The organism is Stenotrophomonas sp. 59, assembly GCF_030291095.1.
Taxonomy (GTDB): domain Bacteria; phylum Pseudomonadota; class Gammaproteobacteria; order Xanthomonadales; family Xanthomonadaceae; genus Stenotrophomonas; species Stenotrophomonas maltophilia_Q.
In genome coordinates, this window is the sequence record NZ_CP127408.1 from 3,147,270 (window position 1) to 3,160,534 (window position 13,265).

At 67.0% G+C, this 13,265-nt stretch carries 12 protein-coding genes; 5 read left to right on the forward strand and 7 right to left on the reverse strand.

The genetic code is table 11. The annotated features are described in order from the left end of the window. Nucleotides 1-175: 175 nt before the first annotated feature. From QP552_RS14705 to galE, 4 genes are all read left to right on the forward strand, one after another. Nucleotides 176-2,056, forward strand: a complete 1,881-nt coding sequence (locus tag QP552_RS14705) for a sulfatase-like hydrolase/transferase (RefSeq protein WP_286073950.1) — start codon at nucleotides 176-178, stop codon at nucleotides 2,054-2,056. An 18-nt stretch (nucleotides 2,057-2,074) separates the two neighbouring features. Continuing rightward, on the forward strand, nucleotides 2,075-3,220 hold the full coding sequence (locus QP552_RS14710; RefSeq protein WP_111112484.1) for a glycosyltransferase family 4 protein: 1,146 nt from the start codon (nucleotides 2,075-2,077) through the stop codon (nucleotides 3,218-3,220). Further along, the gene (locus QP552_RS14715) at nucleotides 3,213-4,070 is read left to right on the forward strand and encodes a polysaccharide deacetylase family protein (protein WP_005410470.1); all 858 of its coding nucleotides are present in this window, start codon (nucleotides 3,213-3,215) and stop codon (nucleotides 4,068-4,070) included. Before QP552_RS14710 ends, QP552_RS14715 begins: the two co-directional genes overlap by 8 nt. Nucleotides 4,071-4,138: 68 nt before the next feature. Continuing rightward, a complete protein-coding gene (galE, locus tag QP552_RS14720) occupies nucleotides 4,139-5,179 on the forward strand; it encodes a UDP-glucose 4-epimerase GalE (RefSeq protein ID WP_111112483.1) in 1,041 nt (346 codons plus the stop codon). A 19-nt stretch (nucleotides 5,180-5,198) separates the two neighbouring features. Here galE and QP552_RS14725 read toward each other — a convergent pair whose 3' ends face one another. The 6 genes from QP552_RS14725 to trpB form a co-directional block, all read right to left on the reverse strand. Then, nucleotides 5,199-5,681, reverse strand: coding sequence for an RcnB family protein (locus QP552_RS14725; protein WP_286073951.1), 483 nt, complete (start codon nucleotides 5,679-5,681; stop codon nucleotides 5,199-5,201). Nucleotides 5,682-5,939: 258 nt separating this feature from the next. Beyond that, nucleotides 5,940-7,301: a phosphoglucosamine mutase gene (gene glmM, locus QP552_RS14730; protein WP_106548832.1), complete on the reverse strand. Its 1,362-nt coding sequence runs from the start codon at nucleotides 7,299-7,301 to the stop codon at nucleotides 5,940-5,942. Next, entirely contained in the window at nucleotides 7,301-8,176 is an 876-nt protein-coding gene (gene accD / locus QP552_RS14735) for an acetyl-CoA carboxylase, carboxyltransferase subunit beta (RefSeq protein ID WP_005410473.1), read from the reverse strand. The genes glmM and accD overlap by 1 nt, the downstream gene beginning before the upstream one ends. 207 nt (nucleotides 8,177-8,383) lie before the next feature. Continuing rightward, a complete protein-coding gene (gene trpA, locus QP552_RS14740) occupies nucleotides 8,384-9,193 on the reverse strand; it encodes a tryptophan synthase subunit alpha (protein WP_286073952.1) in 810 nt (269 codons plus the stop codon). 1 nt (nucleotide 9,194) lies between these two features. Continuing rightward, nucleotides 9,195-9,875 (reverse strand): hypothetical protein, encoded by a 681-nt coding sequence (locus tag QP552_RS14745; RefSeq protein ID WP_286073953.1) that lies wholly within the window; start codon nucleotides 9,873-9,875, stop codon nucleotides 9,195-9,197. Beyond that, nucleotides 9,872-11,089, reverse strand: a complete 1,218-nt coding sequence (gene trpB / locus QP552_RS14750) for a tryptophan synthase subunit beta (protein ID WP_088435905.1) — start codon at nucleotides 11,087-11,089, stop codon at nucleotides 9,872-9,874. Before trpB ends, QP552_RS14745 begins: the two co-directional genes overlap by 4 nt. Before the next feature lie 96 nt (nucleotides 11,090-11,185). Between trpB and QP552_RS14755 the strand changes: the two genes are divergently transcribed. After that, on the forward strand, nucleotides 11,186-12,073 hold the full coding sequence (locus QP552_RS14755) for a LysR family transcriptional regulator (RefSeq protein WP_111112481.1): 888 nt from the start codon (nucleotides 11,186-11,188) through the stop codon (nucleotides 12,071-12,073). A gap of 71 nt (nucleotides 12,074-12,144) precedes the next feature. On the opposite strand, the gene QP552_RS14760 is transcribed toward QP552_RS14755, so the two are convergent. Further along, nucleotides 12,145-13,254 carry a toxic anion resistance protein gene (locus QP552_RS14760; protein WP_111112480.1) on the reverse strand — a complete coding sequence of 370 codons (1,110 nt, stop codon included), beginning with the start codon at nucleotides 13,252-13,254 and terminating at the stop codon, nucleotides 12,145-12,147. Between the last annotated feature and the right edge of the window lie 11 nt (nucleotides 13,255-13,265).

Here is a 13,265-nt window from a genome sequence, read left to right on the forward strand (position 1 = left end):
TGGGTCTTGGGGGGCCCGCGCATTCATGGCCCGCCTGAACATTGTGACAGATCGCCCGGCGGACGCTACTCGATCCTCGGAAACAAATCGATACAATGCGCGACCTGCGCACATTTAACGAATCCATCACGTTGGCAGCGCAAGCCCCGACCGCGCCTCCCCGACCCGACGCACCATGCCCGACGCCCCAGCCGCCATCGCCCTCCCCCCCGCAGGCCCTGCCCTTCGCTGGCGCCGGCTTGCGTGGTGGTCACTGTTCGTCCTGGGCAATGCGCTGCTGGCGACGGTGATCACCCTCGGCAACGTGCCGCTGCACGACAACCCGGGCGGCCACCAGGGCCTGGCCTATCTCGCGATTGCCCTGCCCGGGCACCTGCTCGCCTTCGGCGCGCTGGCCGGCGCGCTGCCACTGCTGCTGGGCCTGTGGCCGCGCAGCGCGCGCACGCTGAGCATCAGTGCGGTACTGCTGCAGGGCTTGTGGCTGTGCCTGCTGCTGGTCGACGCCAAGGTGTTCACCTTGTACCGCTTCCACCTCAATGCCATGGTCGTGAACATGGTGTTCGGCGGCGCCCTGCAGGACCAGGTTGCGTTGTCGTGGAAGACCTGGGTGCAGGCCGGCCTGCTGGTGGCGGCCATTTTCACCGCCGAGGGCATCCTGGCCTGGGCGTGCTGGAAGCTGCTGCCGGCCGCGCCCCGCCGCCGCAGGGTGCTGCAGGCCTGGGCGGTGGCCGCCCTGCTGATGGCGAGCGGCCAGGTGGCCACCGCCTACTACGACGCACGCGGCGACCGTGACGTGATTGCCCAGTGGAACTACCTGCCCTGGGCCCAGCCGATCACCGCCAAGAGCTTCATGCGCAGGCTGGGCGTGGTCAGTGAACAGCAGGTCGGCCTGCCCGATCCACGCCATGCGCAGCTGCTGTATCCGCTGCAGCCGCTGCGCTGCCAGAACCCACAGCGACCGAACGTGCTGATGGTCGTGCTGGAATCGCTGCGCCACGATGCGCTTACCCCGCAGATCATGCCGAACACCTCGGCACTGGCGGCCTCCGCTCGCGTCTACGACCGCCATTTCAGCACGGGCAACGCCACCCGTTACGGCCTGTTCGGCCTGCTCTACGGCCTGCCGGGCGGCTACTGGCAAAGCATGCTTGACGAGCAGCGCGGCTCACAGCTGTTCAAGGTGCTGGGGCAGCAGGGGTATGACCTGCATCTGTACGGCAGCGCGCCGATGTACAGCCCGGAATTCGACCGCACTGCATTTGCGGACGTCCGCGACCAGTTGCACCAGGGCCCGTCCGAGCTGGGTTCGGAAGGCCGTGACAGCAGCATCGTGGCCTCGCTTCAGAAGGACATCCGTGCCAGCCAGGCGGCGCACACGCCGTGGTTCGGCTTCGTCTTCCTCGATTCCACCCATGCGCCCTACCACATGCCCGCAGGCTACCCACCGCTGGCGACCCCGATGGCGCAGGAAATCGACTTCCTCAAGTTCGGCCCTGACCACGACCCGGCCCCGGAACTGAACCGCTACCGGACCGCCGTGCATTACGCCGACAGCCTCGTCGGCACCCTGCTGGACGATCTGCGCGCGCAGGGCCTGGACCAGAACACCATCGTGCTGGTCACCGGCGACCACGCCGAGGAGTTCAACGATCTGAAGTTGAACTACTGGGGCCACAACGGCAACTTCTCCGACTACCAGCTGCAGGTGCCGTTCGTGCTGCACTGGCCCGGCCAGGGCAGCGGCCACGAATCACGCATCAGTTCGCATGAGGACTGGGTGCCGACCCTGATGCGCCACGCGCTGGGTTGCGAGAACGCACTGGGCGACTTCAGCACCGGACAGGATCTGCTGGCCGAACCCGCAGGCGAGCGCGCACTGGTGGTCGAAAGCTGGTCACAACGCGCCGTCCGGCACGGCAACGCCATCTACGTGTTCGACAAGTTCGGCAATGCGACGGCGCTTGACCTGCACTACCGCCCGCTGCCGCAACAGGCCCCGGATGCCGGCGCCGTCCGTACCGCATGGGAAGCGCTGACCCGCTTCCGCAACCGCTGACCACAGAGGATGGATTCCATGAAACGCTCGCTGCGGATCCTGCATACCGAAGCTGCCCGGGGAATGGGTGGCCAGGAGATCTACATCTTCCGCCACATGCAGGTGATGCGTGCGCGTGGGCACCAGGTGTCGCTGCTGTGCCAGCCCGATGCCCGCCTGGCCCAACTCGCGCGCGACGATGGCTTCACCGTGCATACCCTGCGCATGGGCGGCCTGGCACGGCTGCTGCGCGGCATCTGGTCGGTGTCACGCCTGGTGCGCCGCGAGCGCTACGACGTGGTCAACACCACCAGCCGCCGCGATGCACTGATCGCCGCTGCCGGTGCACGCCTGGGCGGCACGCCACTGGTGGTGCGCTCGCGCCACCTGATGAGCCCGGTCAATTCGCTGCTGACCTATACCGGACTTCCGCACCGGATCATCACCGTCAGCGATTTCGTAAAGCGGCTGCTGGTCGACCGCGGCATTGCCGCCGGGCACATCGGCATCGTGCCCCCCATGGCGACGCCCCCGCGCTGGGGCATGACTGAGCAGGGCGATCCCTGGAAGAACCTGCAGGACACCCGTGCACAGGTCCGCGCCGAACTCGGTTTCGCCGAGCGCGACATCGTGGTCGGCTGCGTCGCCGTGCTGCGCGAGCCCAAGGGCCATGCCGAACTGCTGCGCGCCATGGCACCACTGTGCAAGGCCAATCCCGACCTGCACCTGGCCGTGGTCGGTGACGGCGAGCCGGTGATGGGCCGCCTGCAGGCCCTGCGCAGCGAACTCGGCCTGGAGCAGCAGGTCCACCTGCTCGGCTTCCGCAGCGATGCCCACCGGCTGATGGCCGGTTTCGACATCTTCGCCCTGGCCACCCACAAGGAAGCCTCGGGCACCGTGTTCCTCGAGGCTGCACAGGCGGCGCTGCCGATCGTCTCGCATCACGTTGGCGGCGTGCCTGAAATGCTGGTGGAAGGCAGCAATGCCATCCTCACCCGGCTGGGTGATGACGCCGCCCTCACTGGCGCGTTGCGGCTGCTGGTGGATGATCAGGAACGTCGGCGGCAGATGGGCCGCGCCGGTTGGGACTGGATCCGCAGCGCCAGGCAGTTCAGCGCGACCGGCCACGGAGAGGCCACCGAAAACTACTACCTCCAATGGTTGAAGGAGCTGGGTCATGGCTAACGCCAGAACCGTACCGGTGCTGATGCACCACCATGTCAGCAACTCGCCGGGCATGATCACCGTATCCCCGGAGAACTTCGAGAGCCAGATCGCCTGGCTCGCACGCACCGGCTGGACCTCGCTGACGCTGGACCAGTACGCCGGCTTCCTGGCCGGCAAGCCGGTGCCGCGCAAGTCGATCGTGATCACGTTCGACGACGGCTATCTGGACAACTGGGTCTATGCCCATCCGATCCTGCAGAAGTACGGCATGCATGCGGTGGTGTTCGTGGTCACCGGCTGGATGCACGAAGGCCCGATCCGCCCGCATGCAGGCATCGAAGGCGCCGAGCTGCCGGCCACGCCGGAACATCGCGCCTGCGAAGACCTGATCTACAAGCAGGGCCGCAGCGACGAAGTAATGATGCGCTGGAGCGAAGCGCGTGCGGCAATCGAAGCCGGCACGTTCGAGGTCCACTGCCATACCCACAGCCACACCCGTTGGCTCAAGCGCGATGACCTGGACCGTGCACAGCGCCGCGAAGGCATCAGCGGCGACCTGGCCATGGCGAAGCAGACGCTGCTGGAGAAGCTCGGCGAAGTCTCCGATACGCTGTGCTGGCCCTATGGTGACTTCGACGATGACTACATCGAAGTGGCACGCGAACAGGGCTTCCGCTACCTGCACACCACCCACCCGTTCGGCCGCAACGTGATCGGTGGCGATCCGGAGCGCATCTATCGCTTCGCGATCCGCAACCGGCCGGCCAGCTGGCTGCGCAAGCGCATCGCATGGAGCTACAACCCGCTGATCGCGCCGATCTTCAACGGCTTCAAGGCACGGCAGAAGAAGATGGTACCTGGCCCTTAAGAGGCCACGTCCATCCTCATCACGGCAGCACCCGGTTTTCGAATGGACTCCAAGGAACAGTGAAGGCAATGAACGTACTGGTGACCGGCGGTGCTGGCTACATCGGCTCGCATGCATGCGTGGAGCTGCAGCAGCGGGGGCACGGCGTGGTCATCGTGGACTCGCTGTGCAACAGCGACGCCAGCGTGGTCGAGCGCATCGGACGGATCACCGGCACGGCACCGGTGTTCGTGCAGGCTGACATCCGGGATCGACCGCGCATGGCCGCCTTGATGCAGGAGCACGCGATCGATGCCGTGCTGCACTTCGCAGCGCTCAAGTCCGTGGGCGAATCCCAGAAGATTCCACTGCAGTACTTCGACAGCAACATCAGCGGTTCGATTGCCCTGTTCGGTGCCATGCAGGATGCAGGCGTGCAGCTGCTGGTCTTCAGCTCTTCGGCAACGGTGTACGGCAACCAGGACCACTGCCCGGTGGCCGAGACCGCTTCAACCTGTGCGATGACGCCCTATGGGCGCACCAAGCTGGTGGTCGAGCAGCTGCTCGCCGACCTGGCGGCAACGGGCCAGGACCTGCATATCGCGACGCTGCGCTACTTCAACCCGGTCGGCGCCCACGCCAGCGCGCTGATCGGCGAGCTGCCGCATGGCACGCCGAGCAACCTGATGCCGTACATCGCACAGGTTGCCGCCGGGCTGCTGCCGGAAGTGCAGGTCTTCGGGGATGACTATCCGACCCATGACGGTACCGGCGTGCGCGACTACATCCATGTGCAGGACGTCGCCAGCGCCCACGTGCTGGCCCTGCAGTTCCTTCGCGACCAGCGGCGCAGCATCACCCTCAACCTTGGCACCGGCCAGGGCCACAGCGTGCTGGAACTGATCCAGGCCTTCGAGCTCACCACCGGCATACGGATTCCGTTCCGCATCGTGCCGCGACGCAATGGCGACATCGCGGTCAGCTTCGCCGATGCCTCGCTGGCGCTGCGCGAGCTGGGCTGGAAGGCGCGCCACGATCTCACCGACATGTGCCGGGACACCTGGAAGTGGCAGCGGGCGATGGCACAGGCCGCGCAGGGTGCAATGCCAGCGCACCTGCCCGCGCGCTGATGCGGGCAGGCGCCAGTGGTCAGAAGAAACGCCCGTACACGACCTGCACGATCTCACCATTGCCGGTGTTGATCAGCAGCGCATCCGGGCCATAGCGCACCCACTCGTAGCCCATCGGCGGCATATCCAGGCCGAACAGCCAGAAGTCGTTGAGGATGTAGTCCCCGACCCAGTACGGGCGCGGCAGGATCTGGCCGTAGTGCCAACGCTGGTAGGCATAGCCGATCGGCGGATGGTAAGGCCCGATGCGGAAGGCATGATCGGCGCGGAAGTTGTGCCGGTACTCATCGCGGAAGGCCGGCCGCGCATTGCCCAGTTCGCGTGGGCGCTCCATCCGGGGGTAACCCCACGGCGCCCGCATCGGCTCTTCGCGCGGTGCGGATATATGTGCCCCTCCTTCGGGGCGGCGCTCGGCACTGGCGATGGAGATACCACCCAGCAACGGCATCACCAGCAGCGCCCCTGCCAGCAGGCAGCGGCTGTAGCGCAGTGAGGTGTTCATGGTCAGGGTCCTTGCAACGAAAGAAGAAGGATGGAACGCGGTCCGCTCCGACCGGCCCCCTGCCTGCGCAAGCCCTGCGTGATTGCAAGGGAGCCTGGTACCGGGAATACGCTGCGCGTCGTTCATGACGCGTCACAAAGAGCCCAGCCGCAGCTGAACATGGTCACCGGTCGCGCATCGTTCAGCCACGGCCGCCGGAAAGCAACATGGCCGCAAACGCGGCCATGTTGATGTTCCAGCTTGTACCGCCACCGCGACTCAGGCAGCGGCTTCACGCACCGCTGCAGACAGCCGATCCAGCGTTTCCTGCATCAGCGTGGCGTCATCGGCCTCCACGGTAACCCGCACCACCGGCTCGGTACCGGACGGGCGCAGGAACGCGCGACCGCGACCGGCAACCGACTGCTGCGCGGCCGCCAGCGCGGCCTGCACGCTGCCGGCCTGCACCGTGGCCTTGGCCGAGACATTGCCCAACCGCACGTTGACCGTCTTCTGCGGTACCCGCTCCAGGCCCTTCAGCGCCTGGCGCAGGGTCTGGCCGCTGTTGCGCAGTGCCACCAGTACCTGCAGGGCGCTGACAATACCGTCGCCGGTGGTCGCCCGGTCCAGGCACAGCAGGTGGCCCGAGGCCTCACCGCCAAGAACGCCCCCGCCTTCGACCAGCGCCTGGTGCACGTAGCGATCACCGACGTTGCTGCGCACGAACGGTATCTGCAGGTCGGCGAACGCCTTTTCCACGCCGTAATTGCTCATCAGCGTACCGACCACCGGGCCGCGCAGGCGGCCTTCGGCCTTCCACGCACGAGCCAGGATGTACAGCAGGTCATCGCCGTCCACCGGGTTGCCCTGGTCGTCAGCCATCAGCACGCGATCGCCATCACCGTCGAACGCGATGCCGAGATCGGCACGCGTCTCGCGGACCTTGGCGGCCAGGTTGTCGATATGGGTGGAACCCACGCCGGCGTTGATGTTCACGCCATTGGGCTCGGCCCCGATGCCGATCACCTCGGCACCCAGTTCGCGGAACAGCAGCGGCGCGATCTGGTAGGTGGCTCCGTGCGCGCAATCCAGCACCAGGCGCAGGCCACGCAGGTCGAATGTGCGCGGCACGCTGGCCTTGCAGAACTCGATGTAGCGGCCGACCGCCTCGCGCGCGCGCGATGCCTTGCCCAGCTTTTCCGATTCGGCCGTGGTGAACGGAACGTCCAGTGCCGCTTCCAGGGCCAGTTCGGTGGCATCGTCGAGCTTCTCGCCCTGGGCGGAGAAGAACTTGATGCCGTTGTCGTAATGCGGATTGTGCGAGGCACTGATGACGATGCCGGCGTCCACGCCCAGCGTGCGGGTCAGGAACGCCACTGCCGGCGTCGGCATCGGCCCCAGCAGCTGCACATCGGCACCGGCCGCGACCAGGCCGGCCTCCAGCGCCGCCTCGAACATGTAGCCGGAAATGCGGGTGTCCTTGCCGATCACCACGATCGGTCGGCGCCCGTCCTGGCCGCGCTGGGCCACCAGGACACGGCCCAGGGCATTGCCCAGGCGCAGCACGAAGTCAGCCGAGATCACACCCTGGCCGACCCGTCCGCGGATGCCGTCAGTACCGAAGTACTTGCGGCCTCCCATCAAGCCACCTCCGGCGCCGGCTGGCGACCCAGCATGGCCAGCAGATCGGACAGGCGGTCGCGCATCTCGCGGCGGTCGCAGATCTGGTCGATGGCACCGTGCTCCAGCAGGAACTCCGAGCGCTGGAAGCCTTCCGGCAGCTTCTCGCGCACGGTCTGCTCGATCACGCGCGGGCCGGCAAAGCCGATCAGCGCCTGCGGTTCGGCGATGTTGATGTCGCCCAGCATCGCGAACGACGCTGATACACCACCGGTGGTCGGGTGGGTCAGCACCGAGATGTACGGCAGGCCAGCTTCGCGCAGCTTGCCCAGCGCGGCCGAGGTCTTGGCCATCTGCATCAGCGAGAACAGGCCTTCCTGCATGCGCGCGCCGCCGCTCTGCGAGAAGCACACGTAAGGCGCACCGATCTCCACTGCGGTTTCAGCAGCCAGCGCGAAACGCTCACCCACCACCGAGCCCATCGAACCGCCCATGAAGGCGAAATCGAACGACGAGGCGACCAGCGCACGGCCCTTGAGCAGGCCGCGCATGGCGATCAGCGCGTCGTACTCACCCGTGTTCTTCTGCGCGATCTTGATGCGCTCGCTGTACTTCTTCTGGTCCTTGAACTTGAGCAGGTCAGTCGGCCCCAGGCGCGCACCGATCTCGGTGGTGCTGTCGGCGTCGAACAGGGCGGCCAGGCGCGCGCGCGCGCGGATCGCCATGTGATGGCCGCACTTCGGGCAGACCTCCAGGTTTTCTTCCAGTTCCGGACGGTACAACGCGCTGCCGCAGTTGCTGCACTTTTCCCACAGGCCCTCGGGGACACTGCGCTTCTTGCTGGGGGTGTTGTCGGTGCGGATGCCGGACGGCATCAACTTGCTGAGCCAACTCATGCGGGAGGACACTTCCGTTCAGGGCGGCCCGGGGGCCGCAAAGGCGGACAGTCTAGCTCCGCTTTCCCTGCCCGTGCACCCCCTTGCCGGGCATGGGGGTGCTGGAAAAAACCATGCTGGGACGTACGTTTAGGTGCTGGGTAGCGCCGGGCCATGCCCGGCGGATGTCCCGCCTGCCGCACCGCCGGGCATGGCCCGGCGCTACCATTACGCGTCCAGCGCCTGCCGCAGCGGGGCCAGGAAGGTGCGAGCGCGCAGGGCTGCGTCTTCGGCCGAATCCGCTTCGGCCAGCGCCGCCACCAGCGCGCTGCCCACCACCACGCCGTCGGCCTGGCGGGCCATGGCCGCGGCACTGTCGGCATCCCTGATGCCGAAGCCGGCCACCACCGGCACCGAGGCACGCCCGCGCAGCGCCTGCAGACGGGCACTGGCGGCATCACTGTCCAGGCGCTCGGAAGCGCCGGTGACACCGGCAAAGCTGACGTAATAGAGATAGCCACGGGCCAGCGCCAGCAGCTTGTCGGCACGCGCCTCGCTGGTGGTCGGCGAGGCCAGCAGCACCAGCGCCAGGCCAGCTGCATCGAAGGCCTGCTGCGCTTCACCGGCTTCTTCCGGCGGCAGGTCGACCAGCAGCACACCATCCACGCCGGCCTCCACGGCCGCCTTGGCGAAGGCCGCGTAGCCATGGATCTCCACCGGGTTCAGGTAGCCCATCAGTACCACCGGCGTCTGCGCGTCGCGCTCGCGGAACTGCGCCACGGCCTGCAGCACGTAGCGGCTGCCGGCTCCCCGCGCCAGCGCGCGTTCGGAGCTGCGCTGGATGGTCGGGCCATCCGCCATCGGGTCGGAGAACGGCACGCCCAGTTCGATCACGTCGGCACCGGCGTCGACCAGCGCGTGCATGACCGGCACCGTGGCCTCCAACGAGGGATCGCCGGCGGTGACGAAGGGGATAAGTGCCTTGCGCTGCTGCTCGCGCAGGCGCTGGAAACAGGCATCGAGTCGGGATACAGGCATCTCAGGCACATCCTTCAATCAGTTCAATCGCATCACTGGTCCCCCAGTGCATCTGGATGACCTTCCCTTCAAACAGTTCCACTCGGATGCCAAGGGCCGAGCCCGGGTCCTGCCAGGTGAGATACTCGCCCTGCTCGCCATCGTAGGCATGCGGGCTGGACACAGGCGGCTTCGGGAACCGGGCAATCGCCTGGGCGCGGGTCATGCCGACGCGCAGGCCGAATGGACCTGGCTGCTGGGTCGGCGCCCCACTTTCCGGATCCAGGCCGAGGTCGAAACGGACCACCCGATCTTCATCGGTCATCATCGACACGCCGGGTGGCAGCCCCTTGCCGTCGTAGTACTCGCAACTACCGCCGATGGCTTCGACGGCCCCTTGTGCCGTCCACGGCCCGAAGGCCTTCAGATCGGTCATGTGCTGTCCGATCAATACCTCGCCGGCATGGTCCAGCGCCACCGAGGCCACCGCTGGCGCGTCATCGCTGTCCGTATCTTCCACCGATGGCGGATCGACGATCGGCGTACGCGCCATCGGATCCAGGTCATCATTGGCGGCCGGCTGCTGTGCGGGCTGCGTGGTGGCCTTGGCAGCCGGCGCAAGCACTGGTGGTTCCGGCGGCTGGCACGCGGCCAGGCCCAGTGCCAGCAGAAGCACGCCGCTGTTCCGCAGCAGCGCGCTCACAGTACCAGCCCTTCGCGCGCGGCAATCGTATGCACGTCCTTGTCACCACGGCCGGACAGATTGCAGAGGACGATCTGGTCACGCGGACGCTCACGCGCCAGCTTGATCGCCTGCGCCAGCGCGTGGCTGGACTCCAGCGCCGGCAGGATGCCTTCGGTGTGGGCCAGCAGATGGAATGCCTGCAGCGCTTCCTCGTCAGTGATGCCCAGATAGCGTGCGCGACCGGTATCGGCCAGGAACGCGTGCTCCGGGCCGACGCCCGGATAGTCCAGGCCTGCCGACACCGAATGGGTCTCGATGATCTGGCCGTCGTCATCGCACAGCACATAGGTGCGGTTGCCGTGCAGCACGCCCGGGCGACCGGCAGCGATCGAGGCGGCGTGACGGCCGGTGCTGATGCCATCACCTGCCGCTTCAGCGCCGACGATCTCGACCTGGCGGTCGTTGAGGAAGGCATGGAACAGGCCGATCGCATTGCTGCCGCCGCCCACGCAGGCGGTGATCGCATCCGGCAGGCGGCCGTACTCAGCCAGCATCTGCTCGCGCGCCTCACGGCCGACGATGGCATTGAAGTCACGGACCATGCGCGGATACGGATCCGGGCCGGCCACGGTGCCGATGATGTAGAAGGTGTCCTGCACGTTGGTCACCCAGTCGCGCATGGCTTCGTTGAGCGCGTCCTTCAGGGTGGCCGAGCCGGAGGTGACCGGCACCACCGTCGCGCCCAGCAGCTTCATGCGGTAGACGTTGATCTTCTGCCGCTCGATGTCGGTGGCGCCCATGTACACCACGCATTCCAGGCCCAGCCGCGCGGCGACCGTGGCGCTGGCCACGCCATGCTGGCCGGCGCCGGTCTCGGCAATGATGCGCTTCTTGCCCATCCGCGCCGCCAGCAGGGCCTGGCCGATGGTGTTGTTGATCTTGTGCGCGCCAGTGTGGTTCAGGTCCTCGCGCTTGAGCAGGATCTGCGCGCCGCCGACGTGATCGCTCAGGCGCTGGGCATGATAGATCGGGCTAGGCCGGCCCACGTAATGGGCCAGGTCGCGGTCGTAGGCCAGTTGGAATGCGGGATCCTGGCGCGCCTGGTCATAGGCCTGGGCCAGTTCCTGCAGCGGGCCGACCAGGGTTTCGGCAACGAAACTGCCGCCGTAGCGGCCGAAGTGGCCCTGGGCATCCGGGAAAGCGTGATAGTCGGCAATGGGGGAGGCAGACATGGATACGACCGGTGGTTCAGACAGGTGGATACTCTAGCGCACGGGTCGTGACCGGAAAATGGATATTATCTGGCGCATATCGTCAGGAAATCTCACATGAGTCGTTCCCTGCTGCCTCCACTCAATGCACTGCGCGCGTTCGAGGCCACGGCCCGTCTCGGCGGCGTTGGTCGCGCCGCGCAGGACCTGCACGTCACCCACGGTGCGGTCAGTCGGCAGTTGAAGCTGCTGGAGGATCACCTTGGCCTGGCGTTGTTCCAGCGGGCCGGTCGTGGCCTGCGCCTGACCGTCGCCGGTACCCGCCTGCAGGCAGCCTGCGGCGAGGCATTCAGCGGCATCGAAGACTGCGTGCGCGAACTGCGACGGCCGGCAGCCTCTCCAGCGCTGGTACTGGGCTGCAGTGGCAGCGTGCTGGCGCGCTGGATGATTCCACGTCTGCCAGCGCTGCAGGCCGCCCTGCCCGGCGTGCGCCTGCAGTGGTCGGCACTGGATGGCAGTTTCACCGAAGCGCAGGCGGCGCTGGACGCCGTGCTGCTGCTGGCGCAGGGCCCGTGGCCACGGGGCTGGCAGGTACGCGAGTTGGCACCGGAACGGGTTGGCGTGGTGGTGGCGCCATCGCATCCGGCGGCGCAGCGCCTGCGGCATGCACCGCCCTCGGCGCTGCTGCAGGAGACGCTGCTGCACACCAGCTCACGGCCGCAGGCATGGCCGGCATGGGCACAGGTGCACGACCTGGACGTGTCGAAGCTGCATCTGGGCACCGCCTTCGAGCACCTGTACTACCTGCTGGAAGCCGCGGTAGCCGGGCTGGGCCCGGCGATCGCGCCGGAGCCGCTGGTGGCCGAGGACCTGGCGGCAGGCCGCCTGGTCGCGCCCTGGGGATTTGCCGCCACCGGCGGCTTCTGGGTACTGGCATGGCCGGATGGCCCGGCCAACTCGCGCGTGGAAGCACTGGCGGACTGGGCGAGCCAGCAGCTGCGCTGACAATGAAAAAGGGGACGGAGGGATCAAGTCGTTTGTGCCACTTACGACTTGATCCCCTCCGTCCCCTTTTTTCAGCTGGCGGCCGGGGTGGCCAGTCGCTGCTGAAGGTCTTCGCGCAGGCGCGACAGTTCCACTTCCGCCTGCTGCCGCTGCTGCATCCCCTCACGATGGATGCTGCGCACTTCTTCCACCGTGGCGATCAGCTGGTCGTGAACATGGCGCAGCGTGGCCACGTCGATCACGCCGCGCTGGTTGCTGCGTGCGGTATCCACCGAGGCCTGGCGCATCAGGTCCGCGTTGCGGCGCATCAGTTCGTTGGTCGCGTCGTCGATGGCGCTGGCCAGCTCCGCGGCGGTCTTCTGCTCGCCCAGTGACAGCTGGATCGCAAACTGGCGCTTCCACGACGGGATGGTGATCTCGCGGACCGTGTTGAACTTCTCGATCAGCTGCAGTGCATTGGCCTGGATCAGGCGGATCATCGGCAGCGACTGGTCGGCGGCATGCTGCATCAGCTGGAGGTCGGACACCCGCTTGTCGATCAGGCGGATCGCATTTTCGACCTCGCCCAGGCGGATCCGCTGCTGCGGGTCCTCACTGCCCTGCCCGGCCAGCTGCTCGGTCTGCAGTTCGGCCAGCCGCTGCTTGCCCGCAGCGGCGTACAGGCCCAGAGCATGGCGTTCCTCACGGACGATATCGTGCATGCGGTCGAACTCGCCCACACGCTTGCCCATCAGCACCTGCTGCGCGCCGACGTCTCCCAGCAGCTGCTCGATCTGCGCATTGGTGTCGCTGAACTTCTGCACCAGTTCACCCTTGGATGCGCGCAACCGATCGATCAGGCCTCCAATCAACGGCACCCTGGAACGCTGCGCGAATCCGTCGAGCTTGAGGCTGCGTGCGATGCGCACGACTTCACCCAGCTTTTCACCACTGGCATCGAGATCACGATTGCGCACCTGGTCCAGCAGCTGGCTGGAGAACGCGGCCGTGCGGTTGGCGGCGTCGCGGCCGAACACCTGCAGGTTGCCTGGGCGCAGGTCATCCAGCTCACGGCGGATCTCGGCGATGCGCGGCAGATCCTCATGGACCAGGCCAAGTGCCTTCAGCGTGCCTTCGTCGAGCGTGGAAACGGCAGTGTTGGCGGGTACCAGCGTGCCGGGGCTCTGACTGTCCTGGACCATCGGGCGATCTC

Coding starts and splice junctions, on each gene's coding strand:
- glmM (WP_106548832.1), bottom strand. CDS start 7,301: ATGGGAGGCCGCAAGTACTTCGGTACTGACGGCATCCGCGGACGGGTC.
- trpA (WP_286073952.1), bottom strand. CDS start 9,193: ATGCCTGTATCCCGACTCGATGCCTGTTTCCAGCGCCTGCGCGAGCAG.
- QP552_RS14725 (WP_286073951.1), bottom strand. CDS start 5,681: ATGAACACCTCACTGCGCTACAGCCGCTGCCTGCTGGCAGGGGCGCTG.
- trpB (WP_088435905.1), bottom strand. CDS start 11,089: ATGTCTGCCTCCCCCATTGCCGACTATCACGCTTTCCCGGATGCCCAG.
- QP552_RS14755 (WP_111112481.1), top strand. CDS start 11,186: ATGAGTCGTTCCCTGCTGCCTCCACTCAATGCACTGCGCGCGTTCGAG.
- galE (WP_111112483.1), top strand. CDS start 4,139: ATGAACGTACTGGTGACCGGCGGTGCTGGCTACATCGGCTCGCATGCA.
- accD (WP_005410473.1), bottom strand. CDS start 8,176: ATGAGTTGGCTCAGCAAGTTGATGCCGTCCGGCATCCGCACCGACAAC.
- QP552_RS14760 (WP_111112480.1), bottom strand. CDS start 13,254: ATGGTCCAGGACAGTCAGAGCCCCGGCACGCTGGTACCCGCCAACACT.
- QP552_RS14710 (WP_111112484.1), top strand. CDS start 2,075: ATGAAACGCTCGCTGCGGATCCTGCATACCGAAGCTGCCCGGGGAATG.
- QP552_RS14705 (WP_286073950.1), top strand. CDS start 176: ATGCCCGACGCCCCAGCCGCCATCGCCCTCCCCCCCGCAGGCCCTGCC.
- QP552_RS14715 (WP_005410470.1), top strand. CDS start 3,213: ATGGCTAACGCCAGAACCGTACCGGTGCTGATGCACCACCATGTCAGC.